Raw genomic sequence first — 26913 nt, 5'->3', positions numbered from 1 at the left:
ATCGCGACACGGGTATGCGCCTTGCTGATCGAAGGTCCGACTTCCCTTCCCCCCACCTGGACCTCCCCGATGAGCAGCCGCTTCCTGACTCCCGAGCTCGCCCGCACCGCGCTGGATGCGATCACGCCGGCGATCGCCGCCCAACTGGCCTCGCCCGAGGTCAGCGGCCTCGGCGTCCTGCACCTGGTCGTGCTCGATCCCTCGGTGCCCTGCGGCGACGGCGCCTCCGAGCCGCGCGTGCTGCTGGAGCACTCGATCGGCGACCGCGCCCGCTGGGACGTGGACTACGCCGACTACGCCCGCCGCAAGGCGCTGCTGTCCTGGCGCCACCGCATGGACAGCCGGCGGCTGCAGCTGCTGGAGCCGCACCGCCTGAGCACCGACGACGCGGTGCTGTGGGGCGGCGTCTGGCTGGACGGCCTGGTGGTCGCCGCCAGCGGCGCCTTCCCGATCTGGGACGAGTGCTTCTCGATGATGGCCGCGGCCCAGCTGCGCGCCCGCGCCTGGATCGCCGCCGAAGCAGCGCGCTGACGCGCCGCGCCCCTGCCCTTTCCCGTTCTCCCTGTCCGATTTCACCCACCCTCCGCCGGAGTTCCCCATGATCGACAGTCCCTCGACGGCCGCGTCCACCGCGCCGGCCACCGTCCCCTCCACCACGCCCGCCGCGGACGCCGCCAGCCTGCACGGCCAGGTCGCGCTGATCACCGGCGGCAGCCGCGGCCTGGGCGCCGCGATCGCGCAGACGCTGGGCGAAGCCGGCATGCGCGTGCTGATCGCCGACATCGACCTGGGCCGCGCCCGCGACCGCGCCGCGCTGCTGGGCGAGCGCGACATCGAGGCGGTGCCCGTCGCGCTGGACGTTTCCGACCCGCGCCAGTGCGAGGAGGTCGTGGCCAGCGCGGTGCGCGACTTCGGCCGGCTGGACGTGCTGATCAACAACGCCGCGGTGGACGTCACCGCGCCGCTGTCGGAACTGGCCGTCGAGGACTGGCAGCGCGTGCTCAACACCAACCTCTCGGGCCCGCTGCTGATGACCAAGTACGCCTCGGCGCGGATGCTGACGCAGCCGCGCGGCGGCCACATCGTCAACATCGCCTCGACCGCCTCCAAGCGCGCCTGGCCCAATGCCAGCGCGTATCACGCGACCAAGTGGGGCCTGCTGGGCCTGTCGCATGCGCTGCACGCCGAGCTGCGGGACAAGCAGGTGCGGGTCTCCGCCATCGTCGCCGGCGGCATGCGCACGCCCTTCCTGCTGGACCGTTTCCCCGGCATCGACGAGAGCAAGCTGCAGGACCCGATGAACGTCGCGCGCGCGGTGCGCTGGGTGCTGCAGCAGCCCGAGGGCACGGTGATCCCGGAACTCACCGTCCTGCCCACCCAAGAGACCTCCTGGCCGTGACCACGCCGCCCGACCCCATCAGCATGCTGCCGGTGCAGGACCTGGACCTGAGCGCGGCGCCCGGCGAGCGCCTGCCCGCCGGCGCACTGCGTCCCTGCCTGTTCATCGACAAGGACGGCACGCTGATCGAGAACGTGCCCTACAACGTCGACCCGGCGCAGCTGCGCTTCATGCCCGGCGCCGGCCAGGCGCTGGCGGCGCTCGCGTCGGCCGGGCTGGCGCTGGTGATCGTCACCAACCAGAGCGGCCTGGCGCGCGGCTACTTCACCCGCGCCCAGTTCGCGCAGCTGCAGGACGCGCTGCTGCGGCGCCTGCGCGACGAGGCCGGCGTGCGCATCGACGACGTGCTGCTCTGCCCGCACGAACCCGATGCCCAGGGCCGGCCGGCCTGCCTGTGCCGCAAGCCGGCGCCGGGCATGCTGATCACCGCCGCGCGGCGGCACGGGCTGGACCTGACGCGTTCCTGGATGGTGGGCGACACGCTGGACGACGTCGAGGCCGGCCGCCGGGCCGGCGCGCGCGGCCTGCTCTTCGACAGTGGCGGCGAGACCGTGTGGCGGCGCTCGCCGCTGCGCGAGCCCGAGGCCGTCTTCGACAACTGGGCGGCGCTGGCCGCCCACGTGCTGGACGAGGTCGCGAGTGGCGCGGCACCAGCCGGGAGACCGACATGATCGACAAGTGGGACAGCTCGCTCAAGTGCGTGCCGCCGGAGCGCCTGCGAGAGATGGCCGCGCGGCTGGCACGCCCGCTGGTGTTCACCAACGGCGTCTTCGACATCCTGCACGCCGGCCACGTGCGCGGGCTGGAGGCGGCCAGCGCGCAGGGCAGCAGCCTGGTGGTCGCGCTCAACAGCGACCGCTCGGCGCGCGGCCTGGGCAAGCGCGGCGATCGGCCGTACCACACGCTGGAGGACCGGGCGCGCGTGGTTGGCGCGCTGGCCTGCGTGTCCTGGGTCACCTGGTTCGACGAACCCACGCCGCAGGCGCTGCTCGAGGCGCTACGGCCCGATGTCTACGTCAAGGGTGGCGACTACCGCGTCGAGGAACTGCCGGAGACGCCGCTGGTGCGCAGCTGGGGCGGCCGGGTCTCGATCGGGCCCTACCTGCGCGGCCATTCGAGCACCCAGTTGATCGAGCACCTGCGGGCCCCGGCGCCATGACCGCGACCACGCTCCCTGAACTGGCACCGCCGGAGGTGCTGATCGTCGGCGACTGCATGCTGGACGTGTACCTCGAAGGCGCGGTGCATCGCATCTCGCCCGAGGCGCCGGTGCCCATCCTGCGCCTGCATCGCCAGTCGCAGCGGGCCGGCGGCGCCGCCAACGTCGCGCTCAACCTGGCGCGGTTGCGGTGCCCCTGCACCGTCAGCGGCCTGGTGGGCACCGACACCGCCGGCGCCTGCCTGGTCGCGCTGCTGGACCAGCCCGGCATCACGCAGCGCTTCGTCCGCGGGCCGGCGATCGACACCATCCAGAAGATCCGCATGGTCAGCCAGCGGCAGCAGCTGCTGCGCATGGACGTCGAATCCGAGCCGCCCGCCGCCAGCGTTGACGAGCTCACGACGCTGGCGGGCGAGCTGGCCGCGCGCCACCGCTGGATCCTGGTGTCCGACTACGCCAAGGGCGCGCTGCGCCACGTGCGGACGCTGATCGAGCGTTGCCAGGACCTGCCCTGCCGCGTGCTGGTCGACCCCAAGCGCAAGGACCTGGAGGCCTATCGCGGCGCCTGGCTGATCAAGCCCAACCTGGCCGAATTGCGCGAGGCCGTCGGCGACTGGCGCGACGACGACGAGCTGTGCGAGCGCCTGGCGGCGCTGCAGCGGCGCCTGGACATCGACCATGTGCTGCTGACGCGCGGCGAGCAGGGCATGAGCCTGTTCTCCCGGGACGGCACCTGCCTGCATGTGCCCACCGAGGCCCGCGAGGTCTATGACGTCAGCGGCGCCGGCGACACCGTGCTGGCCGCGCTGACCTGCTTCCTGGCGCGCGGCGCGTCGCTGGAGGACGCGGTGCGCGCGGCCAATCGCGCGGCCGGGCTGGTGGTCGGCAAGTTCGGCACCGCCTCGGTCACGCTCGAAGAACTAGGAGTCTCCGCATGAGTGCGCTTCCCCATCCCCTGCCCCATCCGCTGCCGCGCCCGGCCCGGCGCCCCGCCACGACGCCGCCGCGCGTCGATCCGGACGCGACCTTCCTCGAAGGCCTGCGGGCGCATCGCGCGCTGTTCGACCGGCTCGATGCGCTCGGGCCCGACATCGCCCGCGCCGCGACGCTGATGAGCGACACGCTGCGCGCGGGCCGCAAGCTGATGCTGATGGGCAATGGCGGCTCGGCCGCCGATTGCCAGCACCTGGCGGCCGAGTTCACCGGCCGTTTCAGCCGGGAACGCGCGCCGCTGGCCGCGGTGGCGCTCACCACCGACAGTTCCGCGCTGACCTGCATCGGCAACGATTACGGCTTCGAGCAGGTGTTCTCGCGGCAGGTCGCCGGCCTCGGCGCGCCCGGGGACTGCGTGATCGGCATCTCGACCTCGGGCAACTCGCCCAATGTGCTGCGGGGGCTCGCGCAGGCGCGCCAGCTCGGCATGACGACGATCGGCCTGAGCGGCCGGGACGGCGGCGCGATGCGGGAGCTCTGCGACCTGTGTCTGGTCGTGCCGCACAGCGACACCGCGCGCATCCAGGAGGCCCACATCTTCATCGGCCACACCTGGTGCGCGCTGGTCGAGCAGGCGCTGCTGGCGCCGTGACCGGCGCCCCGCTGTCCGAGCGCCCGTTCCGCTCCTTCTGGATGGGCGGCTACGAAGGCGCCGACCACGTCAACGGCCGCGGCGACGCGCTCGACATGGTGCGCGCCACCGGCCACGACCGGCTGCTGGCGCGGGACTACCGCGAGGCGCGCCGGCTCGGCCTGCGCTGCGTGCGCGAAAGCGTGGGCTGGCGCCTGAGCGAGCGCGCGCCCGGGACCTGGGACTTCAGCCGCGCCCAGGGCATGGCCCGGACCGCGCGGCGAGAAGGCCTGCAGGTGCTGTGGACGCTGATGCATTACGGCGTGCCGCCCGACCTGACGCTGCTGGACGATGCGCTGATCCCGCGCTTCGCCCGATTCGCGGCGGCGGCTGCGGCGGCGATCCGCCCGCTCTGCCCGGGGCCGCGCTTCTACACGCCGATCAACGAGATCAGCTTCCTGGCCTGGGCCGCCTCGTCCTCCGACGCGATGGGACCGGCGGGCGCGCCGCACGAGGTCGGCGCCCGCGAGGACTCGCGGATCAGCGGCTACGCGATCAAGCGCCGGCTGGTGCGGGCGGCGCTCGCCGGCACGGACGCGATCCGCGAGGTCGATCCGCAGGCGCGCTTCCTGCACATCGATCCGGTGATCCACGTCGTGCCGACGGAGGACACGCCGGACCAGCGCGCGCTGGCCGAGCAGGTGGCGTCCTACCAGTGGCAGGCCTTCGACATGCTGGCCGGCCGGCAGGATCCCGAGCTCGGCGGCCATCCGGCGGCGCTGGACTGGATTGGCCTCAACCACTATCACAGCAGCCAGTGGGAGGTGCCCAGCGAGAAGCGGCTGGCCTGGCACCTCGGCGATCCGCGGCGACAGCCGTTGTCCGCGCTGCTGGGGCAGGTCTGGGAACGATATGGCCGGCCGCTGCTGGTGGCCGAGACCGGCCACATCGGACGCGGTCGCGCCGACTGGCTGCACGACATCGCGGGGGAAGCGCAGCGCGCGCTGCGCGCCGGCGTACCGCTGGGCGGCGTCTGCCTCTATCCGATGCTGGACCGGCCCGACTGGTATGAGCCGGCGCGCTGGCACCGCAGCGGGCTATGGCATGTGCCGCGCGATGCGCGCGGCGCCGCGGTCGGGCGGCGTCTGGTGCGCCCCTATGCCCGCGCGCTGGCCGACTGGGAGCGAGGTCGGCGCAGCGCGATGGCGCTGGACCTCGTTGCGGATCACGGATCGCACGCCGGATCGCACGCCTGACCGCGCGCCCGACCCGGTGCTCAGGCCACGGTGACGCTGCGCATCCCGAGCACGCCGCGGAAGTGCTCGATGGTGCGGCGCAGCCCGTCCTCCAGCGCCACTTCCGGCTCCCAGCCGAGCAGCGCCTTCGCACGGCCGATGTCGGGACAGCGGCGCTTCGGGTCGTCCTGGGGCAGCGGCCGGAACACCAGTCGCGAGCGGCTGCCGGTCAGGCGCAGGATCATCTCGGCCAGCGCCAGCATCGTGTGCTCGCCCGGATTGCCGACGTTGATCGGCCCGAGGTGCGCGCCGTCCATCAGCAGCAGCAGCGCGCGCACCGTGTCGTCGACGTAGCAGAAGCTGCGCGTCTGCAGTCCGTCGCCGTAGATGGTGAGGTCCTCGCCCTGCAGCGCCTGGACGATGAAGTTGCTGACGACGCGCCCATCGCCGGGCCGCAGCCGCGGGCCGTAGGTGTTGAAGATGCGGGCCATCCGCACGTCGACGCCGCGCTCGTGGTGGTAGGCCATCAGCATCGCCTCGGCGCAGCGCTTGCCCTCGTCGTAGCAGGAGCGCGCGCCGTTCGGATTGACATGGCCCCAGTAGTCCTCGTGCTGCGGATGGCACTCGGGGTCGCCGTAGACCTCGCTGGTGGAGGTGTGCAGCAGCCGCGCGCCGGCCTGCTGCGCCAGTTCCAGCAGGCGCCAGGCGCCCAGCACGCTGCTGAGCACGGTGTCCACCGGCGCGGTCTGGTAGTACGCGGGGCTCGCCGGGCAGGCCAGGTTGAAGATGCGGTCCGCCTGCGCCATCTCCGGCGTCGGCTCCAGGCACACGTCGCGCCGGTGGAAGGTGAAGCCCTTGTGGCCGAGCAGCTGGTCGAGGTGGCCGATGTCGCCGGTGCTCAGGTTGTCGACGGCCATCACCCGATGCCCGCGGGCGAGCAGGCGTTCGCAGAGATGGCTGCCGACGAAACCGGCCGCGCCGGTGACCAGGATCGTGCGGGGGGTGTCGATGGCGTCGTTCATGTCGTGACCTCATGGAGAAGCTGCATCCAGTCCGCGACGAAGCGGTCGATGTTGAATCGCTCCCGCGCCAGCTCGCGGCCGCGCTCGCCCCACTCGCGGGCCAGGCCCGGATCGCGCAGCAGCCGCGCCATGGTGTCGGCGAGCGCCTGCGGCCGGTTGTCGATGAAGCCGTTCTCGCCGCTGCGGATGACGGTGGCCAGCTCGGTGGTGGCCAGGCCGACGACCGGCTGGCCGATCAGCATCGCCTCGATCAACGCCAGGCCCAGGCTGGTGTAGCGGACCGGATGCAGGAAGAAGCGGTGCGAGGCCATGTGGGCCGGCAGCTCCAGTTGCGAGGCCTCGCCCCAGCCGCCTGGCAGCGCCTCGCTGCCCATGCCCACCAGCGTCAGCGGCACCCGCTCGAGCAGTTCCCGGTACAGGTCGGCGCCCAGGCGGCGGCCGCGGCGCTGCAGGTGGTTGACGACCACCAGCCCGCGCTCCAGCTCGCCACGATAGACCACCTGCGTCAGCGGCCGCACGCCGTGCTCGACCACCCGGGTCGGCGTCCGGCCCGCGTCCCACATCAGCGCGTTGAAGTGGGTGCAATGGACCAGCATCGCGCCGGGGTCCTGCACCCAGTGCAGGGTGTCGGTGGGATGCTGCTGCGGCGGGTCGTGTTCCAGGTAGACGCGCGGCAGCCGCTGCTGCGCCTCGCTGAGCCAGCGCGGGCGGTCCTCGTCCCAGCCGGCGCGGTGCTGGTACAGCACCAGGTCGAAGGGCATGGTCGCGATCTGCTCCACCGGCGCCTCATGCACGTTGTCGCCCCAGGGCAGCGCGCCGACACGGCCCACGCGGCCTGGCGAGCCCGCCGGGTCGGTCACCAGGAAGAAGTCATGCGGAACCTGCGTGAGGTTGTAGAGGTAGTTGCCGTGGACGTGCCAGGTCAGGATGCGCAGGCGACGGGGCATGGGGACCCTCCTTGGAGATCGCGACGGATGGGATGGATGGCGCGGACGAACGCAGCAGGTCTTCCAGCGCCTGCAGCACCTCGAAGACCGACAGCGCATGCGCGCAGGCATGGCCGTTCGGGCATTCGGGATAGGCGCAGGGACGGCAGGGCGCGGGCTTGGCCAGCACCCGGTGCCGGGCGCGGTCCGGCGGCGCCCAGCGCATCGGCTCGCTGCCGCAGGACACCACCACGCTGGGCACGCGCAGCGCCGCAGCCACATGCGAAACGCCGGTGTCGTTGCACACCAGCACCCGCGCATCGCGCAGCAGCGCGCCCAGGGTCCACAGCGTGGTGGCGCCGGACAGGTCGGTGACCGGCACGCCCAGCGCGGCGAGCATCGCGGCGAATTCGCCGGTCAGCGGACGTTCGGCGGCGGTGCCGGTGAGCACGATCGCCAGGCCGGCGTCGTGCAGCGCCTGGGCCACCGCCGCGAAGCGGCGCAGCGGCCAGCGCCGCGATGCCAGCTGCGCGCCCACGTGGAGGCAGGCGTAGGGGCCCGTTTGCGTGCGACCGGGCCAGGCCTGGGCGAGCGCCGCGTCGTCCTCCTCGCGTAGCGGGAACTCGAGCGTGTCGTCGTCGGCCGGCAGGCCGAGGTGGCGGCACAGCGACAGCAGCCGCTGCGTCTCGTGGCCCAGCAGCGGCCAGGGCGCAAAGCGGGCCTCGTCGGCCGGCGGCACCCAGGCCGCATCGCTGCGAAAACCCGCGTGCCAGCGCGCGCCCAGCAGCGCGAGGAAGGGATTGGTCCGCTCGCCGCTGCCATGCAGCTGGATGGCGAGGTCCCAGTCGCTGGCGTGCATCGCGGCGAGGAAGGCGGGCAGCGCGCGCACATCGGGCTCGCGCTCCGGCAGGCCCGGCCAGCCGGGAAACGGGCGCCACTCGTCGACGCAGTCCAGACGCGACAGGTACTCGCGCGCGACCGGCAGGCCCATCAGCGCGATGTGCGCCTGCGGCCAGGCGCGCCGGATGGCCCGCAGCGCGGGCACGGCGCAGATCGTGTCGCCCAGCACCAGCGCGCGCAGGATCAGGATGCGCCGCACCTCGCCGTCGATCGACGCGGGCGCCGCAGCGGCCGACGTCGCGGACCCTCGGACGGGGCCGGTGATGGACTTCGGGCTCGCCCCCGGAAGAGGCGAACTCGCCGGAGCCGGCGTATTGGACGGAAGCGGAGGTCGCATCGCGGGCTCAGAGGAACGGCGTCCGGAAATGCCACGCGCCGCGCAGCCGCCAGTACACCGAGAGGAAGGGGATCGCGGCCGAGGTGCAGAGCATCTCCCACACATGCGGCAGCGCACGCGAGGTGGCGCGCAGGCGGTGGGCGGTCAGTCGCAGGATCAGCGCGGCCGACGCAGCCAGCAGCCCCGCCGCGATCGCGTCCTCCCCCGCCACGGCCAGCACGAGCGCCGCCGGGGTCATCGCGACGATGGCGTAGTAGTCCCACGGCGGCACGCGGCGGATGCGCGAGCGGTAGATGGCCGGATGCTTGCGGTACAGCAACGCATCGAAGTAGACGTTGCGCTGCTGGCGCAGCGACACGCCCCAGCGTTCGGGGCGCACCGGATGCCAGACCAGCGCGTCGGCGACGCGTCCCACCGGTCCCTGCGCCTGCAGGCGGAACTGGAGGTCGGAGTCCTCGCGCCAGGCGCGCAGGAAGCGTTCGTCGAAGCCCTCGATGCGGGCCAGCACCTCGCGCCGGGCGAAGGCATTCGCCGTCACGAATTCGGAGGTCTCCAGGCCGCGGGTCATCAGCTCATGGTCAGTCGGTCGCGCGTCGCGCCGGGCGGGAGCGCCGTCCCGGCCGATGTCGCCGTCGCCGTCGCCGTCGGTGGCGGTGCCGATGCCACCGGCGCTCGCGCTCGGCACCCTGACCTGGCCGGCCGCGGCGACCCAGTCCGGGTGTGCCTGCATCGCGGCCAGGCCGCGCGCCAGCCACGACGGATCGGGCAGCGTGTCGTCATCGGTGAAGGCGACGAGCGGCGCCGTCGCGGCGCGCCAGCCGGCGTTGCGCGCGACCGCGGGCCCACGGCCGCTCGCGGCGCGCAGGTAGCGGATCGCCGGCGCGCCCGGCGTCGCGGCGACCCGCTCGACCTGCTCGCGGCACCGGTCCTCCTGACCGTCGTCCACGACGATCACCTCGAAGCGATCGGCTGGCAGCGTCTGCGCCAGCAGCGCGCCCAGGCAGCGGGCCAGCAGGTCGGGACGCCGATAGGTGGGCATGACGACGCTGAGGTCGAGCGTCGCGGTTGCCGTGGGCGTCGCCAGTCCATCGGGGCTCGCGACACCGACCAACGCATCCGCCGGGGCCGCGCCTCGCACTGGCAGGACCGCGCTCATGCGGCCTCCCCCAGCGCCGGCTGCGGTGGCGGCACGATCGCCGTGAACCGCGCTGGCATCAAGGCGATCGCCGCGGCCGCGACCTCGCGCGGCGACACGCCGCTCAGGCAGCGGTGGTGGCCTTCGGGGCACAGGCTCTTCTGGCAGAAGCGGCACGGCACGTCGCGGAACAGCACGCGCGACGGCACCAGCCACGGCGTGTGCTGCGGATTCGTCAGCGCGTACAGGTCCACGACCGGCGTACCGACCGCGGCCGCGAGGTGGACCGGCCCGCTGTTGTTGCCGATCAGCAGGTCGGCTTCGGCGATCAACGCCGCGAGTTCACCCACGCCCGACACCCGCGGCGAGAGCACCAGGCCCCGGGCGGTCGAGGCCGGCAGGTCCGCCGCGGCCAGCGCCCGGACCGTCTCCTGGACCAGCGACTCCTCGCCCGGCCCGCCGCACACGACGATCGCGGGCGGGACATCGCCCGGGCCGCCCGCGCCGCTCGCGCCGGTGCTCGCCGCCATCGCCTGCCGCAGCAGGCCGGCGGATTCGCCCAGGCGGTCGGCCGGATAACGCCGCGACGGCGCGCTGGCGCCCGGATGCACGACGACGAAGGGCTGGCGCGGTCCCACGCCCGCCGCGACCAGGCGCTGACGGACCGCCTCGCGGTCGCCCTCGAGCACGCGAAAGCGCAGGCGCTCATCGCGCGTGCGCAGGCCCACCGCGCCCACCAGGTCCAGTTGGCGGCGGACCTCATGGCGCATGCCGTCGCCGACCTCGTCGCGATCGGGGATCTCGTCGCTCAGCAGGCCATAGGCGCGCTCGCGGGCATGGCCCAGCACCCGGGGAATGCCGGCGAGCCGGCACATCGTCGCCGCCGGAAAGACGCTCTGCGTGCAGACGGTGAAGATGATGGCCGCGTCATAGTCCTCGTCGGCCCATTGCGCGAGGGCCTGGCGCTCCGCCCGCCCCGCCGGCAGACCGCCAGCCGCCAACGCGTCGGCGCCGGCCTTCATCCACGGCGCATGGAAGCCGACGATGCGGTCCACCTCCGGCAGATGCGGCGCCAGCGCCGCCATCGACGGCGCGGCCAGCAGCGTCAGCTGGGCTTCGGGCAGCGACTCGCGCACCGCCGCCAGCGCCGGCGTCGTCATCAGCACGTCGCCGAGGTTGTCCAGCCGGATCAGCAGGACGCGACGCGCCTGGCGCCATCGGGCGACACGTTCAGCGTGGACATCGGCGGCCCCCACCGTCATCCCTGGCCTCCCGAATTGGCCAGCGGCATGGCGACGACCTCGGCATGGCCCGCGTCCGTCGCGCCGACGGCGGCCAGGTGCGGCCGCGCCAGGTGCCGCACCGCCGCCGCCCCCGGACCGGCCTGGCCAGCCGCCGAGGCCAGCAGCCGGATCGACGAGCTGCCCTGCATCGCCCGCCGCGCGGCGACCTGGGCGTAGACGCCGGCCAGCTTGAAGGCGACGCCGTCCCAGGTGAACTCGCGCTGCACGCGCTGCAGCCCGGCGCGCCCCATCAGCCGGGCGATCTCGGGATGGCGGCGCAGGTCGTCGAGCCGCAGCGCCAGCAGCTCGGGGTCCTCGGGCGGGACCAGATAACCGGTGAGTCCGTCCACGACGGTGTGCTGGATGCCGCCCACCGCCGCGCCGATCACCGGCGTGGCGCAGGCCATGGCCTCCAGCGGCGTGATGCCGAAGGGCTCGTACCACGGCGTCGTCACGAAGACGTCGGCGGCCAGGTAGTAGTCGCGCAGCTGGTCGCGGTCGCGCCGGCCGACGAAGGTGACGCGGTCCTCGATGCCGGCCTCCCGCGCGATGCCGCGCAGCCGTCCGATCTCCGGCGTGCGGGTCTCGTCGGGCTGGGTCGACTCACCACCGACCACCAGCAGCCGCCACGGCCGCCGCTCCGGCATGCGGTGCAGATGCGCCACCGCGCGGATCACGTTGTCCACGCCCTTGCGCGGCACCAGGCGGCCGAGCTGCAGCACGATGAAATCGTCCTCGCGCAGATGCAGCCGTCGACGGGCCTGCAGCTTGTCGCCCGGGCCGAACTCCTCCAGGTCCACGCCGCAGGGCACCTGCGCGATGCGGTCGGCGGGCGCGCCGCAATGCGCCACCAGGTCGGCCGCGTCCTGCGGGCACTCGGCGATGACGCAGTCGGCCTCGCAGGCGATGCGCCGTTCCAGGTCGATGCGCTCGGCCGGGAACTTGTCGGCTTCCTTCTGATGCAGGCGCCGCACCGCGCCCAGCGCGTGGAAGGTCTGCACCAGCGGAAGGTTCAGCTGGCGTTGCAGCCGCAGCCCCACGACGCCGGACATGAAGAAATTCGCATGCACCACGTCGTAGCGCAGGCTGCGGCGCATCAGCCGCAGCGCCTCGCTGCCGAAGGCCCGCATGTAGGGCAGCAGCTGCTCCTTGGGCACGAACTCCGGCGGCCCGGCATCGATGTGGAGCACCCGCACGCCCGGCCGCATGTCGACGGCCGTGGGCAGCGCGCGCTGGTCGCGCCGGGTGAGCACGTCCACATGGTGGCCGCGCCGCGCCAGCGCCGCCGCCACATGGGACACGTAGACGTTCTGGCCGCCAGCGTCGACGCCGCCCTGCTGGGCCAGCGGCGAGGCGTGTTCGCTGATCAGCGCGACTCTCAAGGGGGCTTCGATCATGACTGCTCCTGCTGTTCGCATTCGCTTCTGGAAAGGCAAATGACATGCCGTCCGTTTGGACGGGGTTTCGCGCGGCCGTTGTCCCGACGTGGCGACAGGCTCGTGTTCATCGGGTCTTGCGGCTGCCGACAGTGCCGCCGGCCATGCGCGGCTCGCGCGCGACCGTCAGCGCCGATGGGGCGGCGGTGGCCGGCCGCGCGAGGAGGCGCATCCGATCGGCCAGCCGCTGCAGCGCCTCATCGAGCCGGTGATGCCGCTCCATCCGCGCCCGCGCGGCCTGCCCCATGCGCTGCCGGAGCTCATGCAGCGTCAGCATCTGGTGCATGCGGCCGGCCAGGTCTTCGTAGTCGCGCGGCGCCACCAGCCAGCCAGTGCTGCCGTGCGCGACGATCTCCGGCACCCCGCCGACGCGCGTCGCCACGACCGGCAGGCCGCTGGCCATGCCCTCCATCAGCGCCAGAGGCATCGCCTCGGAGTTGGAGCTGGACACCAGCAGGTCGAGGTCGTGGAAGACCGGGCGAACGTCGTCGACGCCGCCCATCACATGGATGCGCGACCCCAGCCCCTGCGCCGCGATCGCGTCGCGCAGCTGCGTCTTCATCGGTCCCTCGCCGACCAGCACCGCATGCGCGTCCGGCAAGCGCTGCAGCAACAACGCCGCGGCGCGCACGAAGACCTCGGGCGCCTTCTCCGGCGACAGCCGGCCGACGAAGCCGGCGATCAGCACCTCCGGCGCGAGGCCCAGCGTCGCGCGCAGGCTGTCGGCCGGCCGCGTGCCGGGGCGGAAGGCCTCGACGTCCACGCCGTTGGGTTCCAGGCTCAGGCGGCCGCGATCGACGCCGAGTCCGAGCGCGTGGTAGTAACTCTGGCGGCAGACGACGCTCAGGTGGCTGCCCACCAGCCGGTGGATCTCCAGGTCGGGCAGGATCACCTGCCGGCCGTGGATGGTCGTCATCGCCGGCACGCCGGCGAGCCGCGCCGCCAGCCCCGCCAGCAGGTGCGCATTGGGCAGGTGCGCATGGACCAGGTCCACCCGCTCGGCCGCGATCATCGCGGCCACCATCTGGATCGAGGACCAGGGCGGGTCCTCCGGCATCGGGACGACGCCGACCTCGCCGCCGACCGCACGGATGCGTTCCGCGAAGTCGCCCTCTGACGGGCACAGCACGGTGAAGCGGAAATCGCCGGTGCCGCCCAGTCCGGCCACGAGCCGCTCCACGCAGCGTTCCATGCCGCCGACGATGCCGTTGCCGACGACCTCCAGCACATGCAGGGGCGCGGGGGTGACCGGCGACGGCGGCACCGGGCGCACGGGACTGTCCGAGGGAAGGTCCATGGTGACGAAGCGAAGTGGAGGAAGAGAAGGCGCAGCGGCTCAGGGTCGGAGACGGCCTCAGCAGCACACCGGCCGCCACGGGCGCGGCGCGTAGTCGCCACCGCCACCGCCCGTGCCTGCCAGCAGGCCCGCGTGCGGACGTTCCGCGTTGGATCCGGCGTGGGTGCTCGCGTGAGCGCCGGCGTGGGTTCCGGCCGTGGCCGGCAGTCCGAGCCATGCAGCAGCGGTGCCGCTCCACAGGCGCTCGCGCGTGTCGGCGCCCAGGTCCAGCTCGTCCATGAGATCGACCACCCACTGCTTGCGCTCGCGCACGTGCGCGCCGGAGCAAGGCAGGAAGCAGTCGCTGCCGAACTGCAGCGAGCCGGCGCCCAGCACGTCCAGCATCCGCGCCAGCACCTCGCGCCGGTACGGCGGCGGCGGTCCGAAGGAGATGTCCAGCCGGAACTGCGCGCGCTCATGCGGCACGCCGTGGATGCGGTCGATCAAGGTGACGGCGAGCGCCTCGTCGGTCCAGGGCCAGCCCATGTGGGCCAGCGCGACCCGGGTGCGCGGGTGGTCGCGCAAGGCCTCGAAATAGGTCGGCCGGCAGAAGCGACCGGAGCGGCCGTCGATGAAGATCCCGCTGTGGAAGAGCAGCGGCAGCGCATGCTCGTTGGCGACCGCGAAGACCGGCTGCACCCGTTCCTCGTAGGGGTACCAGCCGGTGGGCACCATCTTGCAGCCCCGCAGCCCGAGGTCCTCGATCGCATGCCGCAGGTCGTCGGGCGCGTCGGGATGGCGGGGATCCACCACCGCGAAACCGACGAGGCGATCAGGATGGTGGCGCACCAGCCGGGCCAGGTGCTCGTTGGCGCGACGCAACGAGGCCGCGTCGTCCAGCGAGTAGCCATCCCCGAGGAAGGGCGCGAGCAGCACGCCGACGTCGATGCCGGCTTCGTCCAGCGTGCGCAGCACGTCGTCCGTCGTTTCCCGGCCGGTGCAATGAAGATGCGCGTCGATGATCATGGCGGGCGTCCCTCAGGCCGCGCGCAGCGAGGCGCCGATGATGGGCGCGCCAGGCGCCACCGGCCGCAGGGCCGCGGCCAGCCAGTCGCGCGCGCGCCCCGCAGCCGCGTCCCACGACGCCGCCGCAACCACGGCGGTCGCGCTGCCATGCCAGTACTCGCGCGACGCGACGTCCTCCTGCAGCAGTTCCTCGCAGGCGGCGACGAACTCCAGCGCGTCGCGCCCGATGCGGACCACGTCGCCGTACAGGCCGACCACGTCGCGGATCGGCGTGCTCACGACCGGCTTGCCGCCGGCCAGGTACTCCAGCGTCTTGGTCGGGCTGATGAAGCGGGTGGACTCGTTCAGCGCGAACGGCATCAGGCAGACATCCCAGCCGGCGAGCAGGTGCGGCAGCAGCTCGTAGCGCTGCATGCCCAGCCAGTGGAGGTTGGGCCGACGTGGCAGGTCGGCCTCGGAAATCTTCACCACCGGCCCGACCATGGCCAGTTGCCAGTCCGGCCGGGCCACCGCGATCGCGTCGACCAGCGCCAGGTCCATGCGCTCGTCGATCACGCCGAAGAAGCCCAGGCGCGGCCGGGGAATGTGGCCTTGCACCGCCTGCGCGCGCAGCGCCAGCGGGTCGTCCGGCGGGACGCGCGGCGGCGCGAAATGGGCCGCGTCGACGGCGCTGGGCAGGCAGTGCAGCTCGGGATGCTGGCCATGCCGTGCCGCGTACAGCGCCGGGCCGCCGCACAGCACCAGGTCGGCCGAGGCCATCAGCGCGCTCTCGCGCTGCCGCAGCTGCGCCGGCGCGTGCTTGAACGCGGACAGCTCGTCCATGCAGTCGTACACCAGCGCGCGAGGCTGCATGCCGGCGATCAAAGGCAGGGCCATCGGCGTGTACATCCAGACGGCGTAGTCGCGCACCTCCCGCTGGGCCAGTTCGCGTTCGATCAGCGGCAGCAGCAGCGGCAGCTGCGCATCGTCGAAGCCGGGGGCCGCTACCGGCGTGACCGGCACCAGCACCTCGATCGCGCCGCCGGGTCCGACGCGACGCGACTCCACGCGCGGCGGTCCCGCCGGGTCGTGCTGCGGCTCCTCGATGAAGATGACGCGGTAGTCGTTCGCGAGCCGCGTCATCAGATGCTGCGGGCGTTGGAACACGAAGTCCCAGCGCAGATGCGAGAACACGAGGAGGTGGGGCTGCTGTGGCATGGAGGGTCTCTGCGGATGGTCGTGAGCAACGCTTCGGCAAGCCCGCGTCCCGAGACGTTTCCGTACAGCGTTGGTCGCGTCGAAGCGCTGCTTGAGTCGCTGCTTCCTGGGACCGTCGCTCGCTTGCGTGCGACAGCGCACAGCGCTTCGCATCGCACTTGCCAACGCTGCTTTTGCCGAAGCGCTTACCGTCTGCGGTGCGGCTTGAATTGCCGATGGACACAGGGATCGCGGCGATGCCGTACCACTAGCTTCTGCGTGGCCGCAGGATCCCGGGCATCCCGCTTGCGAAGAGGTCGCCGATGGACGCCACCTCCGCTCCCGCCGCCTCCGCCGCTCCAGCAGCGCAACTCCCCGCCCCTTCGCCGACGCGCCAGGTCTTCCTCGGACTGGCGCACGCGGTATGGCGCTGGCGCGGCCGCACGCTGCTCGCGCTGGCGCTGCTGATCCTCTCCAAGCTCGCGGCGGTGGGCGTGCCGGCGATGCTCAAGGCCATCGTCGACCACCTCACGCCGGCGCAGCCGGCCGCGGCCGGCGCCTCGGCCGGCGCCGCGCTCGCGGTCGGACTGAGCGTGCCGGTCTGGCTGCTGCTGGGATACGCGCTGCTGCGCTACGCGAGCACCCTGTTCACCGAGCTGCGCGACCTGGCCTTCGCGCGCGTGGGCAAACAGGTGGTCAGCAGCTTCTCGGAACGGGCCTTCGCCCATCTGCTGGCGATGAGCCCGCGTTTCCATGCGCAGCGCAACACCGGGTCGCTGGTGCGCGAGGTCGAGCGCGGCACCGATGGCCTGGGCTACCTGCTGGGCGCGGGCGTGTTCACCGTGGTGCCGACGGCGGTCGAGTTCGGCGCGGTGCTGGTGATCATCCTCAGCGGCTACGGCGCCAAGTTCGTGTTGATCATCGCGGGCAGCATGGCGGCGTACAGCGTCTGGACCGGCTGGATGACGCGCGCCCGCGTCGCGCGCCAGCGCGTGATGAACGAATACGACTCGCGCGCGCACGGGCTGCTGGTCGACACGCTGCTGAACTATGAAGCGGTGAAAACCCATGGCCGCGAGGACAGCGAGCGGGACCGCTACGGCAGCGTGCTGGCGCAGTGGGTCGAGGGCAGCGTCGGCAGCCAGCGGACGCTGTCGGCCCTGCACCTGGGCCAGGCGGCGATCATCGCGGTCGGGGTCGGCGCCGTGATGCTGCTCGCCGGCATCGACACCGTCGCGGGGCGGATGAGCATCGGCGACCTGGTCATGGTGAACGCCTACCTGATCCAGGTCTTCCTGCCGCTGAACACGCTGGGCTTCGTGTTCCGGGAAACGCGCGACGCGCTGCTGAACACCGAGGTGCTGTTCGCGCTGCTGGGGCGCGAGCCCGACATCGTCGACGCCCCCGGCGCGCGGCCGCTGCCGGCCGGCGACACGACGCTGCGCTTCGACGACGTGCGCTTCGGCTACGACCGCCAGCGGCAGATCCTCAAGGGCCTGACGCTGGAGGTGCCGCACGGCCAGACCTTCGCCGTGGTGGGCAGCAGCGGGTCGGGCAAGTCGACGCTGGCGCGGCTGCTGATGCGGATGTACGACCCGGACAGCGGCGAGGTCAGCATCGGCGGCCACCCGCTCACCGGGCTGACGCAGCAGAGCCTGCGGCAGGCGATCGGCGTGGTGCCGCAGGACCCCGTGCTGTTCAACGACACCATCGCCTACAACATCGGCTACGGCCGGCCCGAGGCCGATCACGCCGCGATCGTCGCGGCGGCGCGGGCCGCGCAGGCCGACGAGTTCATCAGCCTGCTGCCCGAGGGCTACGAGACCCGCGTCGGCGAACGGGGCGCGCGGCTGTCCGGCGGCGAAAAACAGCGCATCGCCATCGCGCGCGCGTTCCTGAAGAATCCACCCATCGTCGTGCTCGACGAAGCGACCTCGGCGCTGGACACCAAGGCCGAGCGCGCGATCCAGGGCGCGCTGGACGAGGTCGCGCGCGACCGCACCTCGCTGATCATCGCCCACCGCCTGTCGACGGTGGTCGACGCGGACCAGATCATCGTGATGGACCGCGGCGAGATCGTCGAGCGCGGCCGCCATGAGGAGCTGCTCGAGCGTCGCGGTCTCTATGCGCAGCTCTGGGAGCTGCAGCGCCAGCAGCAGCAGACCGAAACGCTGGAGCGGCGCATCGCGCAGCACCCGGTCAACGTGGCCGGCCTGCTGGTGCTGAGCCTGGACGGCCTGCGCGACACGGTGGCCGACGCCGACATCGATGTCTTCACCGACGTCGACCTGAACGTCGCCAGCGTCCATGGCGACGCCAGCCGCATCGCGCGCATCGTCCAGCTGATGTGCCTGCTGGCGCTGCGCGGCGCCACCCGCGGCCGCATGGAAGGCCGGCTGCGGCGCGTCGACCGGAGCAGCCAGTTGACGGTCGGTTTCCACGGCCGCCTCGATCCGGGCGTCGGCCCGCCGGACACGCTGGAGCTGCGCTCGCTGGTCGGCGAGGCCGGCGGTCACCTGGCGATCGATCGAGATGTGGAGGCCGGCTTCCAGCAGTACGTCGTCGACTTCCCGCTGCCGGCGCTGGCCGAGGCTCGTCTGTCCGAGGACGAGCTGCGCGCCGCGCCGCCCGCGCTGGCCCAGGCCGCGCTCGACCGCGAGGAGACGGCGCTGGAGACGGTGTTCGGCCTGGACGAGCATCCCCTGGCCGGCCTGAACGTGATGTGCGTGGACGACGACGAGGACGCGCTCGATTCGCTGGGCGCGCTGCTGGAGCACGACGGCGCGCGGACCGAGCGCCTGACCACCGGCCACGAGGCGCTGCGACGCCTGGCCGAGCGCCCGCCCGACGCGTGGCCGCATGTCCTGGTCTGCGACATCGCGCTCGGGCCGGAAGACGGCCATGCGGTGGTACGGGCGCTGCGCGACCTGGAGGCGCGGCGCGAGGTGCCGCTGGGCCGGCGCCTGCCGGCCATCGCGCTCACCGGCATGGCGCAGCCCGAGGACCGGCTGCGCGCGCTGGTCGCCGGCTTCCAGCGCCACCTGGCCAAGCCGGTCGTGCCCGAGGAACTGGTGCGGACGCTGCATGACCTCGCGCGCGTGCCCGCCTGAGCGCGGCCCTCTTCAGCCTGTCGCCCCCTATTCGCCCTATTCGCCCTCTTCGCCCGCCCCACCGGCCGCATCGATTCCGCCCCTTCCCCCCTTCGCCCTCAACCCTCACGGAGCTTCCATGACTGCGACTTCCCCCCGACGCCTGCTGACGCTGGGCATCAATGCGAGCTTCCACGACTCGGCCGCGGCCCTGATGGTCGACGGCGAAGTGATCGCGGCGGCCGAAGAGGAACGCTTCACGCGGGTGAAGCACGGCAAGCGGCCGGTGCCCTTCACGGCCTGGGAGCTGCCTTATCACGCCATCGACTTCTGCCTGAAGGAGGCCGGCGCGACGCTCGGCGACCTGGCGCATGTGGCCTACAGCTTCGATCCGCGGCGCTTCCTCGGCGACCGCGCGCCGGACGGCCGATTCACCCTGCCGCTGCAGCCGTCGGACTTCGAGGCCGGGCCGTGGGAGAACCCGTGGGACCCGCTCTTCGCCGCCTATGTGATGAGCGCGCCGCGGCTGCTGACCGACGCGGTGCCGCATCACCTGCGCAAGCGCTTCGCGGGGGTGCGGCATGCCGATGCGCCCTACCGCTGGCATTTCGTGCCGCATCACCTGTGCCACCAGGCCAGCGCCTTCCTCGCCGCGCCGTTCTCGAGCTGCGCGGTGATGACCCTGGACGGCCGCGGCGAGCAGGCCAGCACCTGCTATGGCCGCTACCGCGACCACCGCTACGAGGCGCTGGGCGAGGTCCATGTGCCGCATTCGCTGGGGCTGCTGTACGAGCGGGTGACCTCGCACCTGGGCTTCCTGCATTCGAGCGACGAGTACAAGGTCATGGCCATGGCCGCGCTGGGCACGCCGCGCTATGCGGACCTGCTGCGCGAGCACCTGGTGGTGGACGCTGACGGCCAGTACCGCACGCTGCCGCTGGACCTGACGGCGCGTTTCGGCCCGGCGCGGGTGCCGGGGTCGGCGATGGGCGAGGCCTACCTCGACCTGGCGGCCTCGCTGCAGGACGTGCTGGAGGAGACGGCGCTGCGGCTGGCGGTCTGGCTGCGCGAGCGCACCGGCGAGGACCGGCTGGCGATGGCCGGCGGCGTCGCCCTGAACTGCGTCATGAACTCGCGGCTGCGCGACGCGGGCATCTTCCGCGAGGTCTGGGTGCAGCCGGCCGCCGGCGACGCCGGCACCGCGCTGGGCGCGGCGCTGTGGGTGGACGCGCTGGCGCGCTCCGGACAGGCGGACCGCGGGGCGGACACGTCGACCGACGGCACCGTCCTGCTGGCCGAGCGCCGCTGGCAGATGGACCATGCCTACCTCGGCCCGGCCTATTCGGACGAGGAGATCGAGGCGCTGCTGCAGTGGGCGCAGCTGCGTTATCGCAAGGCCGAGAACGTGGCGGCCGAGACCGCCGCGCTGCTGGCCGGGAACAAGATCATCGGCTGGTTCCAGGGCCGGATGGAGTTCGGGCCGCGCGCGCTGGGGGCGCGCTCGCTGCTGGCCTCGCCGGTCGATCCGGCGATGCAGGCGCGGCTCAACGAGCTCAAGGACCGGGAGGACTTCCGGCCGGTGGCGCCCGCGGTCAATCGCGAGGACCTGGCCGACTGGTTCGAGCCGGCCGACGCCAACGGCGGCGAGTCGCCGTTCATGCTCTTCGTCTACAACGTCAAGCCCGGACGCGGTGAGCGCATCCCGTCGGCCTTGCACACCGACCGGACCGCGCGCGTGCAGACGGTGGACGCCGCCACCAACCCGGTCTTCCACGATCTGCTCCAGGCCGTGGGCGAGCGCACCGGCGTGCCGGTGCTGGTGAACACCTCGTTCAACGTGCGCGGCGAGCCGATCGTGGGCACGCCCAAGGCGGCGCTCGAGGCCTTCTTCAGCACCCCGCTGGATGCGCTGGTGATCGGGTCCTTCATCCTGGAGAAGTGACGCTCGGCAGCGAGAGCCGGCAACGAGGGCGGGCAACCGAGGCCGGCGGCGAGAGCCGCGCGCGTCAGTGGGCCAGCAGGTAGCGCGCCATCAGCCGCGCCTGCGTCTCGCTGATGCCCAGCGTGGGCATGGCGGTGTGGGCGTCGATCGCCTGGGGATCGCGGATCCACGCGGCCAGTCCGTCCTCGGTCGGAAAGGCCTTGCCGCCGATGCGGTCCCGGCCCGCCAGGCCGCTGAGCCGCGGCCCGTTCGAGGTGTCCGGACCAACGACGCCGGGAATCGCATGGCAGGCGGTGCAGCCGTGCTGACGGAACGCTCGCTGGGCGAGTTCGGCGTTGGAGAGCGCCGGCGTCAGCGGCGCCGGCGCCTCGACCAGCGCCCCGCAGCGCCGCGTGGACGCAGGGGCCAGGGCGGCGCCGAGGGCGGGGGCGGCCGCGACGCCGCTGCGCGAGGCGTCGCCCTGCCCTGTTCCGACCAAGGCCCGGTACTGGTCCGGCGTCATCAGCGGCAGCGCGTCGAGGAAGGCGACCACCGACCAGAGCTCGCCGTCGTCGAGGCGGTACTCCCAGGCCGGCATGCCGCTCATCTTGATGCCGTTGCGGGTGATCCAGTACAGGTCCTGGCGGCGCCAGTGCCGGGTGGCTTCGATCAGCGAGCCGGGCACCGGCTGCATGCCCAGCGCGAAGGGTTCCGGCGCGACGCCGGGCGCGCCGTGGCAGGTGACGCAGTGCTCGCGGAAGCAGGCGGCCCCCTGCATCACGCGCTCGCGGGTCAGCAGGTCGGGCGGCGGCGGATGCGCCTCCGCCCGCCGCTGCACCGCCCGCTTGAGCGCGAATTCCAGCAAGGAATGCACCGGCTGCAGATGCGGCCCCGTCGCCGACACGTCGTAAATGCCGAGCCCGACGAAGGCGGCAGCTCCGGCGAGCCCGAGCGCCGCCGCCACGGCCAGGGCCGACCCAGCGGCTTTCGCGGGGGAGAGACGGCGCGGCGGATCGCTCATGGCGGCAGCGAGGCAAGCGCGATGCCGGACCCCTGCCCGGGCAGGCACTTCGTGTGCCGGAGAGCGCGCATGCAGCGCCCTTGCCCTTCCTCCCCCGCCCTGTTCGTGAGCGCGCGTGACGGCAAATCGCTGTCCGTGCCGGTCGTCGCCCACGGGTCCGAGCCGGACGTGGCGTGCCGGCTCCGGCCGCTCGCCGGGCGCCAAGCCGGGCTTCGCATCGGCTGCGCGTTCGCCCGGCTCACCGCTCGCCTGTCCGCCCCCGCGTCGGCAGTCCTGCTGGTGCTTGGATTGACCGGCTGCGGCCCCGCCCCGGACGAGCCGCTGCGACGCTGGCAGGTCGACACGGCGGACCGGGCGCGCGGGCGCACGCTGATGGCGCATTACCAGTGCGGCAGCTGCCATGCCGTGCCGGGCGTGCCCGGCGGCGCGGAGCGCGCGCCCGAGCTGGCGCGCTTCGGCCGGCGCAGCTATATCGCCGGGCAGCTGCCCAACACGCCGGAAACCCTGCAGCGCTGGCTGCTGGACCCGCCCGGGATGCTGCCGGGCACGACGATGCCGCGGCTCGGCCTGTCCGAGCGCGACGCGCGCGACATCGCCGGCTACCTGCTGTCGCTGCAATGAGCGCGGGCGGCATGCTCCGGCCGGCCGGTCCCGAGGCGCGGGCGCTGGCGGAGGTCATGCACACGGCGCTGGGCGTCTGCGCCCTGGCCTTCGTCCTCGCGATAGGCTGCCTCGCGGCGGCGCTCTGGTGGAAGGGGCGCCGGCCGGTGGCCACCGCGTTCTGGCTCTGGGGCGGCGGGCTGGTGCTGCCGGTGCTGGTCTTCGGCGGCCTGCTGCTGCACGGCGAGCGCCGCGCGCGCGGCCTCGACGAGCCGGCCCCCGCCGGCGCATTGCGCGTGACCGTGACCGGTCACCTGTGGTGGTGGTCGCTGGTCTATTCGCCGGAGCACGGCGTCCCCGGCTTCGCCGCCGCCAACGAGCTGCGGGTGCCGGTCGGGCGACCGGTCGCGCTGACGCTGGCCTCGGACGACGTCATCCACAGCTACTGGGTGCCGGCGCTGGGCGGCAAGGTGGATCTGGTGCCCGGGCGGCTCAACCGCCTGACCTTCACCGCCGATCGTCCCGGCGTGTACCGCGGGCCGTGCTCCGAGTACTGCGGCACGCAGCATGCGGCGATGGTGCTGCAGGTCGTCGCGATGCCGCCGGCGGACTTCGAACGCTGGCGGCGCGCCCAGTCCGACGCGGCGCCGCCACCGGTCTCGCGCGCGGCCTTGCGCGGCGCGGCGCTGTTCCGCGACCAGGGCTGCATCGCCTGCCACGCGGTGCGCGGCGGCGGTGGGCCGGACACCGCCTCGACCGCACCGGACGGCACGGGCGCGCCGGATCGTCCGCCGCTGGGCCCGGACCTCACCCATGTGGCGAGTCGGCTGTGGCTGGGCGCGGGCGCGCTGCGCAACCGCGATCCGCTGGGTGATCCCCGCACGGCGCTGCGCCAATGGATCGCCGACGTGCAGCAGGTCAAGCCCGGCGCGCGGATGCCGAGCTACCGGCACCTGCGGGCGGACGAGGTCGATGCGCTGGTCGAGTACCTCGCTGGACCGCCGCCCGGCGGCGCCGGGACCGAGCGGCCCCTGGTCGCCCTGACGCCATGACGGACACGGCCGCCCCGTCCGCGCCGCCGACGGCAACAGCGGCAACAACGGCATCGGCGCCAGCCGCGCCGCCCGCGACGCGACCCGACAACCGCCTTCCCCGTCCGGCCGGCGAGCTGGAGCGGCTGCGCGCCGCCTGGACGCGGCCGTCGGGCTGGCGCGTCGTCGGCAGCGTCAACAACGTCTTCATCGGCAAGCTCTACATCGCGACGGCCTTCGTCTTCCTGCTGCTGGGCGGCGTGCTGGCGCTGCTGATGCGGGCGCAACTGGCCGCCCCGTCGCAGACCCTGATCGACGCGCCGCTGTTCCAGCAGCTGTTCACCATGCATGGCACGGTGATGATGTTCCTCTTCGCCGTGCCGATGGTGGAGGCGATCGCCGTCTACCTGCTGCCCAACATGTTGGGCGCGCGCGACCTGCCCTTCCCGCGCCTGTCCGCCTATTCCTACTGGATGTACGCAATCGGCGGGCTGGCCTTCTACGCCACCCTGTTCTGGCAGCTGGCGCCGGACTCGGGCTGGTTCATGTATCCGCCGCTGAGCGGCTCGCGCTACTCGCCAGGCCTGAACGCCGACTTCTGGCTGCTGGGCATCGGCTTCATCGAGATCTCCGCCATCGCCGGCGCCATCGAGCTGATCACCGGCATCCTGATGACGCGGGCACCCGGCATGAGCCTGGGCCGCATGCCGGTCTATGCCTGGGCGATGCTGGTGGTGGGGCTGATGATCGTGCTGGCCTTCCCGGCGGTGATCGCCGGTACGGCGCTGCTGGAGCTCGAGCGGGCCTTCGACTGGCCGATCTTCGACGCGACGCGGGGCGGCGATCCGCTGCTGTGGCAGCACCTGTTCTGGTTCTTCGGCCACCCGGAGGTCTACATCATCTTCCTGCCGGCGGCGGGGCTGGTGTCGACCATGGTGCCGGCGCTGGCGAGGACCTCGCTGATCGGCCGGCATGCGGTCACCGCGGCGCTGATCGCCATCGGCGCGGTCAGCTTCCTGCTCTGGCTGCACCACATGTTCACCGCGGGGCTGGGCGGGCTGGGGCTGAGCCTGGTGTCGATCTTCAGCGTCGCGATCGCGATCCCCGGGGCGCTGCAGATCTTCGCGTGGATCGGGACGCTGTGGCGCGGCCGCCTGAGGTGGACGACGGCGACCTGGTTCCTGGTCGGCTTCCTGGTGACCTTCGTGCTGGGCGGGCTTACCGGGGTGATGCTGGCGCTGCTGCCGATCGACTGGCAGGTCCATGACACCTACTTCGTCGTCGCGCATTTCCATTACGTGCTGATCGGCGGCATGGTGCTGCCGATGTTCGCGGCCCTCTACCACTGGATGCCGCTGTGGAAGGGGCGCGCGCTGTCGGAGCGTGCCGGCCGCTGGGTCTTCGGGCTCGTCTTCGGCGGCTTCCACCTGACCTTCTTCCCGATGCACCTGGCAGGCATGCTGGGCATGCCGCGCCGCGTCCACACCTATCCGGCGGGCCTGGGGCTGGAAGTGCCCAACCTGCTGTCGTCGATCGGTGCGGTCGTCATCGCGGCGGGGGTGCTGCTGTTCGTCGTCGACCTGGTCCGCAGCCAGCGCGGCCCGGAGCAATCGCACAACGACCCCTGGCGCTCGTCGACGCTGGAGTGGCTGCCGAGCGAGGCCTACGGCACCCGCAGCATTCCGCATGTCGAGCATCACGAGCCGCTGTGGCACCGGCCCGAGCTGCATGAGGAGGTCGAGGCCGGCGCGCATTGGCTGCCCGGCACGGTCACCGGTGGCCGGGAGACCTTGGTCACCAGCCCAGTCCGGGCCCATCCGCTGCGCGTGGTCGTGCTGGCCGGCGACAGCCTGTGGCCCTTGCTGGCCGCGATCGGCACGGCGGCCTTCTTCCTGCTGATGACCGTCAAGCAGGTGGGCGGGACGGTGGCGGGTGGCGTGCTCGCGCTGGTGTCGATCTGGGCCTGGCTGTGGCAGACGGACCGGGCGCCGGCCGCCGAGGACGCGCAGGCGGCGGACGGCGTGCTGCTGCCGCTGGGCGCATCGGGCTGGCAGGCGCCGTCGTTCTGGGGCGTGGTGATCCTGATCGTGGTGGAGGCGACGATCTTCGCGTCGATGGCCTTCGCGCACCTGCATGTCGCGATGCGCCTCGATGTCTGCCCACCGCCCGGGGTCGGCCTGGCGGGCGTCGACGCGCTCTGGCTGCAGACGCTGGGCTTCGTGCTCAGCGCGCTGCTGGTGGCATGGACCGGCCGCGGCGCCTGGCGCGCGCCGGTGCCGGCCTGGCGAAGCGCGTTGCTGCTGCCCGCTTTCGCCCTGACGGCATGGGCCTTCCACGCCGGGTTGAAGTCGGCATGGCCTGCCGACCGCCCCCCCACGCTGGACGCATGGACGGGTACGCTCGCCGCGCTGCACGCGCTGCAGGGGCTGCAGATCGTGGTGGCGGCGCTGCTGGCGCTGTACTACGGCGCGCGCATCGCCAGCGGCCTGGTCCGTCCCCGCCAGCACGCCACTCGCGAATCGGTGGTGCTGCTCTGGGGGTGGATCTGCCTGCAGGGCGTGATCACGGTGTGGTGGCCGCGCTGGGTGGCTTGATCGCCGACGCGAATCGCGCCCCACCCGGGCTTCCCCCCAGAAGGTGGCCCCTCTTCTCTCCCCCCTCGAGAACCAGTTTGAGTCATGGCGAAACCCGCCTCGATTTCGAGAATGGGCACCTTCCATCGGCATGGGGTCGATGACGGCGAAAGGCAGTAGCGATGTTGAAGCAAGTCGAATGCAGGGGGGCGCCGCATTTGAGCGCGCAGCAGAGTGATCGGACCGGGCCTCGGCCCGGCACGGTGTGGGTCTACAGCAAGGGACAGTCGCCCTACGAGTTCTGTCCCTCCCGGGATCCGTGCTCGCCCAACGAGTGGCCCTACAACCTGCAGGCGCTGCGCGGCACGCCGGACCACGAGGACATCCTGGCGTGGCATCTCGGGAGGTACCACGAGTTCTCGCGCGTCGAGCTGGAAGCGCTCATGCAGCTGTTGATCCGACACGTCGGCGATCGGCAGATCAGCGTTGCCGTCTACCACGACGTCGACACGGGCCGTCGCCACCTCTGGTTCACGGTCTGGGGCTTCTCGATGGACCGCTGGAGCGAGGCGTCGACGCTGATGCAGCGGTTTGAAGACGACTGGGCCTCCAACCGGGCGCTGAGCCAGCTGCTCTGGGTGGTGGACGTCACCGCAAGCCCTGGCAGGTTCGAGGCCAGGGATCATGCCGCCGCGTCCGTTCAAGCCTGAGGCGCTCACGCCGGGCCAAATACGCGCTCACGGGCAGCAGTCCCCGCATCCAAGGAGCCGTTGACTCCTCCGGCCGTTCACCTGGCGTGGCCGT

At 72.7% G+C, this 26913-nt stretch carries 23 protein-coding genes; 13 read left to right on the top strand and 10 right to left on the bottom strand.

Annotation, left to right across the window (positions count from 1 at the left end; translation table 11 throughout):
* Window positions 1-69 precede the first annotated feature (69 nt).
* The 7 genes from FHT38_RS09590 to FHT38_RS09560 all read left to right on the top strand — a co-directional run bounded on the left by FHT38_RS09590 (window position 70) and on the right by FHT38_RS09560 (window position 5378).
* On the top strand, window positions 70-531 hold the full coding sequence (locus tag FHT38_RS09590; protein ID WP_183491507.1) for a hypothetical protein: 462 nt from the start codon (window positions 70-72) through the stop codon (window positions 529-531).
* Window positions 532-598: 67 nt separating this feature from the next.
* A complete protein-coding gene (locus FHT38_RS09585; protein ID WP_091724521.1) occupies window positions 599-1399 on the top strand; it encodes an SDR family oxidoreductase in 801 nt (266 codons plus the stop codon).
* Complete coding sequence (locus FHT38_RS09580; protein ID WP_310737365.1) at window positions 1396-2070, top strand: HAD-IIIA family hydrolase; 675 nt, start codon at window positions 1396-1398, stop codon at window positions 2068-2070. Before FHT38_RS09585 ends, FHT38_RS09580 begins: the two co-directional genes overlap by 4 nt.
* The gene (locus FHT38_RS09575; protein WP_183491505.1) at window positions 2067-2558 is read left to right on the top strand and encodes an adenylyltransferase/cytidyltransferase family protein; all 492 of its coding nucleotides are present in this window, start codon (window positions 2067-2069) and stop codon (window positions 2556-2558) included. The genes FHT38_RS09580 and FHT38_RS09575 overlap by 4 nt, the downstream gene beginning before the upstream one ends.
* Window positions 2555-3496, top strand: coding sequence for a D-glycero-beta-D-manno-heptose-7-phosphate kinase (gene rfaE1, locus FHT38_RS09570; protein WP_183491503.1), 942 nt, complete (start codon window positions 2555-2557; stop codon window positions 3494-3496). Before FHT38_RS09575 ends, rfaE1 begins: the two co-directional genes overlap by 4 nt.
* Entirely contained in the window at window positions 3493-4143 is a 651-nt protein-coding gene (locus tag FHT38_RS09565) for a D-sedoheptulose 7-phosphate isomerase (RefSeq protein WP_183479401.1), read from the top strand. The genes rfaE1 and FHT38_RS09565 overlap by 4 nt, the downstream gene beginning before the upstream one ends.
* The gene (locus FHT38_RS09560) at window positions 4140-5378 is read left to right on the top strand and encodes a hypothetical protein (protein WP_183491501.1); all 1239 of its coding nucleotides are present in this window, start codon (window positions 4140-4142) and stop codon (window positions 5376-5378) included. Before FHT38_RS09565 ends, FHT38_RS09560 begins: the two co-directional genes overlap by 4 nt.
* Window positions 5379-5398: 20 nt before the next feature.
* Here FHT38_RS09560 and FHT38_RS09555 read toward each other — a convergent pair whose 3' ends face one another.
* The 9 genes from FHT38_RS09555 to FHT38_RS09515 all read right to left on the bottom strand — a co-directional run bounded on the left by FHT38_RS09555 (window position 5399) and on the right by FHT38_RS09515 (window position 15895).
* A complete protein-coding gene (locus FHT38_RS09555) occupies window positions 5399-6379 on the bottom strand; it encodes a UDP-glucuronic acid decarboxylase family protein (RefSeq protein WP_183491499.1) in 981 nt (326 codons plus the stop codon).
* The gene (locus tag FHT38_RS09550; protein ID WP_091725275.1) at window positions 6376-7326 is read right to left on the bottom strand and encodes a glycosyltransferase family 4 protein; all 951 of its coding nucleotides are present in this window, start codon (window positions 7324-7326) and stop codon (window positions 6376-6378) included. Before FHT38_RS09550 ends, FHT38_RS09555 begins: the two co-directional genes overlap by 4 nt.
* Window positions 7250-8404, bottom strand: coding sequence for a glycosyltransferase family 9 protein (locus tag FHT38_RS09545; RefSeq protein WP_310737364.1), 1155 nt, complete (start codon window positions 8402-8404; stop codon window positions 7250-7252). The genes FHT38_RS09550 and FHT38_RS09545 overlap by 77 nt, the downstream gene beginning before the upstream one ends.
* 145 nt (window positions 8405-8549) lie before the next feature.
* Window positions 8550-9698, bottom strand: coding sequence for a glycosyltransferase family 2 protein (locus FHT38_RS09540; RefSeq protein WP_183491495.1), 1149 nt, complete (start codon window positions 9696-9698; stop codon window positions 8550-8552).
* Window positions 9695-10939, bottom strand: a complete 1245-nt coding sequence (locus FHT38_RS09535; RefSeq protein WP_183491493.1) for a glycosyltransferase family 9 protein — start codon at window positions 10937-10939, stop codon at window positions 9695-9697. The genes FHT38_RS09540 and FHT38_RS09535 overlap by 4 nt, the downstream gene beginning before the upstream one ends.
* Window positions 10936-12357: a glycosyltransferase family 1 protein gene (locus FHT38_RS09530; RefSeq protein WP_255488642.1), complete on the bottom strand. Its 1422-nt coding sequence runs from the start codon at window positions 12355-12357 to the stop codon at window positions 10936-10938. Before FHT38_RS09530 ends, FHT38_RS09535 begins: the two co-directional genes overlap by 4 nt.
* A 106-nt stretch (window positions 12358-12463) precedes the next feature.
* A complete protein-coding gene (locus FHT38_RS09525) occupies window positions 12464-13693 on the bottom strand; it encodes a glycosyltransferase family 4 protein (protein ID WP_183491489.1) in 1230 nt (409 codons plus the stop codon).
* Window positions 13694-13750: 57 nt separating this feature from the next.
* Window positions 13751-14698, bottom strand: a complete 948-nt coding sequence (locus FHT38_RS09520; RefSeq protein ID WP_183491487.1) for an amidohydrolase family protein — start codon at window positions 14696-14698, stop codon at window positions 13751-13753.
* 12 nt (window positions 14699-14710) lie between these two features.
* Window positions 14711-15895, bottom strand: coding sequence for a glycosyltransferase (locus FHT38_RS09515; protein ID WP_183491485.1), 1185 nt, complete (start codon window positions 15893-15895; stop codon window positions 14711-14713).
* 302 nt (window positions 15896-16197) lie between these two features.
* On the opposite strand from FHT38_RS09515, the gene FHT38_RS09510 reads away from it, so the two are divergent.
* Window positions 16198-18984, top strand: coding sequence for an ATP-binding cassette domain-containing protein (locus FHT38_RS09510; protein ID WP_183491483.1), 2787 nt, complete (start codon window positions 16198-16200; stop codon window positions 18982-18984).
* A gap of 118 nt (window positions 18985-19102) precedes the next feature.
* Window positions 19103-20905: a carbamoyltransferase C-terminal domain-containing protein gene (locus FHT38_RS09505; protein WP_183491481.1), complete on the top strand. Its 1803-nt coding sequence runs from the start codon at window positions 19103-19105 to the stop codon at window positions 20903-20905.
* A gap of 64 nt (window positions 20906-20969) precedes the next feature.
* Here the strand turns inward: FHT38_RS09505 and FHT38_RS09500 are convergent, their stop codons facing one another.
* Entirely contained in the window at window positions 20970-21905 is a 936-nt protein-coding gene (locus FHT38_RS09500) for a c-type cytochrome (protein ID WP_183491479.1), read from the bottom strand.
* A 69-nt stretch (window positions 21906-21974) separates the two neighbouring features.
* On the opposite strand from FHT38_RS09500, the gene FHT38_RS09495 reads away from it, so the two are divergent.
* The 4 genes from FHT38_RS09495 to FHT38_RS09480 all read left to right on the top strand — a co-directional run bounded on the left by FHT38_RS09495 (window position 21975) and on the right by FHT38_RS09480 (window position 26819).
* Window positions 21975-22526 carry a cytochrome c family protein gene (locus tag FHT38_RS09495; protein ID WP_183491477.1) on the top strand — a complete coding sequence of 184 codons (552 nt, stop codon included), beginning with the start codon at window positions 21975-21977 and terminating at the stop codon, window positions 22524-22526.
* A gap of 11 nt (window positions 22527-22537) precedes the next feature.
* The gene (gene coxB, locus FHT38_RS09490; RefSeq protein WP_255488641.1) at window positions 22538-23557 is read left to right on the top strand and encodes a cytochrome c oxidase subunit II; all 1020 of its coding nucleotides are present in this window, start codon (window positions 22538-22540) and stop codon (window positions 23555-23557) included.
* The gene (locus FHT38_RS09485) at window positions 23554-26130 is read left to right on the top strand and encodes a cbb3-type cytochrome c oxidase subunit I (protein ID WP_183491473.1); all 2577 of its coding nucleotides are present in this window, start codon (window positions 23554-23556) and stop codon (window positions 26128-26130) included. The genes coxB and FHT38_RS09485 overlap by 4 nt, the downstream gene beginning before the upstream one ends.
* 161 nt (window positions 26131-26291) lie before the next feature.
* Complete coding sequence (locus FHT38_RS09480) at window positions 26292-26819, top strand: hypothetical protein (RefSeq protein ID WP_183491471.1); 528 nt, start codon at window positions 26292-26294, stop codon at window positions 26817-26819.
* Window positions 26820-26913: the final 94 nt, after the last annotated feature.

It is taken from the genome of Mitsuaria sp. BK041 (genome assembly GCF_014193085.1).
Classification (GTDB): Bacteria; Pseudomonadota; Gammaproteobacteria; order Burkholderiales; family Burkholderiaceae_C; genus Roseateles.
Note: the sequence above shows the minus strand (reverse complement) of the source record. Positions and strands in the feature narration are given on the sequence as shown.

What these genes read in the sequence shown, in the direction of transcription:
- FHT38_RS09590 (WP_183491507.1), top strand. Translation starts at nt 70, where the DNA reads ATGAGCAGCCGCTTCCTGACTCCCGAGCTCGCCCGCACCGCGCTGGAT.
- FHT38_RS09585 (WP_091724521.1), top strand. Translation starts at nt 599, where the DNA reads ATGATCGACAGTCCCTCGACGGCCGCGTCCACCGCGCCGGCCACCGTC.
- FHT38_RS09575 (WP_183491505.1), top strand. Translation starts at nt 2,067, where the DNA reads ATGATCGACAAGTGGGACAGCTCGCTCAAGTGCGTGCCGCCGGAGCGC.
- rfaE1 (WP_183491503.1), top strand. Translation starts at nt 2,555, where the DNA reads ATGACCGCGACCACGCTCCCTGAACTGGCACCGCCGGAGGTGCTGATC.
- FHT38_RS09565 (WP_183479401.1), top strand. Translation starts at nt 3,493, where the DNA reads ATGAGTGCGCTTCCCCATCCCCTGCCCCATCCGCTGCCGCGCCCGGCC.
- FHT38_RS09555 (WP_183491499.1), bottom strand. Translation starts at nt 6,379, where the DNA reads ATGAACGACGCCATCGACACCCCCCGCACGATCCTGGTCACCGGCGCG.
- FHT38_RS09550 (WP_091725275.1), bottom strand. Translation starts at nt 7,326, where the DNA reads ATGCCCCGTCGCCTGCGCATCCTGACCTGGCACGTCCACGGCAACTAC.
- FHT38_RS09540 (WP_183491495.1), bottom strand. Translation starts at nt 9,698, where the DNA reads ATGAGCGCGGTCCTGCCAGTGCGAGGCGCGGCCCCGGCGGATGCGTTG.
- FHT38_RS09535 (WP_183491493.1), bottom strand. Translation starts at nt 10,939, where the DNA reads ATGACGGTGGGGGCCGCCGATGTCCACGCTGAACGTGTCGCCCGATGG.
- FHT38_RS09530 (WP_255488642.1), bottom strand. Translation starts at nt 12,357, where the DNA reads ATGATCGAAGCCCCCTTGAGAGTCGCGCTGATCAGCGAACACGCCTCG.
- FHT38_RS09525 (WP_183491489.1), bottom strand. Translation starts at nt 13,693, where the DNA reads ATGGACCTTCCCTCGGACAGTCCCGTGCGCCCGGTGCCGCCGTCGCCG.
- FHT38_RS09520 (WP_183491487.1), bottom strand. Translation starts at nt 14,698, where the DNA reads ATGATCATCGACGCGCATCTTCATTGCACCGGCCGGGAAACGACGGAC.
- FHT38_RS09515 (WP_183491485.1), bottom strand. Translation starts at nt 15,895, where the DNA reads ATGCCACAGCAGCCCCACCTCCTCGTGTTCTCGCATCTGCGCTGGGAC.
- FHT38_RS09510 (WP_183491483.1), top strand. Translation starts at nt 16,198, where the DNA reads ATGGACGCCACCTCCGCTCCCGCCGCCTCCGCCGCTCCAGCAGCGCAA.
- FHT38_RS09505 (WP_183491481.1), top strand. Translation starts at nt 19,103, where the DNA reads ATGACTGCGACTTCCCCCCGACGCCTGCTGACGCTGGGCATCAATGCG.
- FHT38_RS09500 (WP_183491479.1), bottom strand. Translation starts at nt 21,905, where the DNA reads ATGAGCGATCCGCCGCGCCGTCTCTCCCCCGCGAAAGCCGCTGGGTCG.
- FHT38_RS09495 (WP_183491477.1), top strand. Translation starts at nt 21,975, where the DNA reads ATGCAGCGCCCTTGCCCTTCCTCCCCCGCCCTGTTCGTGAGCGCGCGT.
- coxB (WP_255488641.1), top strand. Translation starts at nt 22,538, where the DNA reads ATGCTCCGGCCGGCCGGTCCCGAGGCGCGGGCGCTGGCGGAGGTCATG.
- FHT38_RS09485 (WP_183491473.1), top strand. Translation starts at nt 23,554, where the DNA reads ATGACGGACACGGCCGCCCCGTCCGCGCCGCCGACGGCAACAGCGGCA.
- FHT38_RS09480 (WP_183491471.1), top strand. Translation starts at nt 26,292, where the DNA reads ATGTTGAAGCAAGTCGAATGCAGGGGGGCGCCGCATTTGAGCGCGCAG.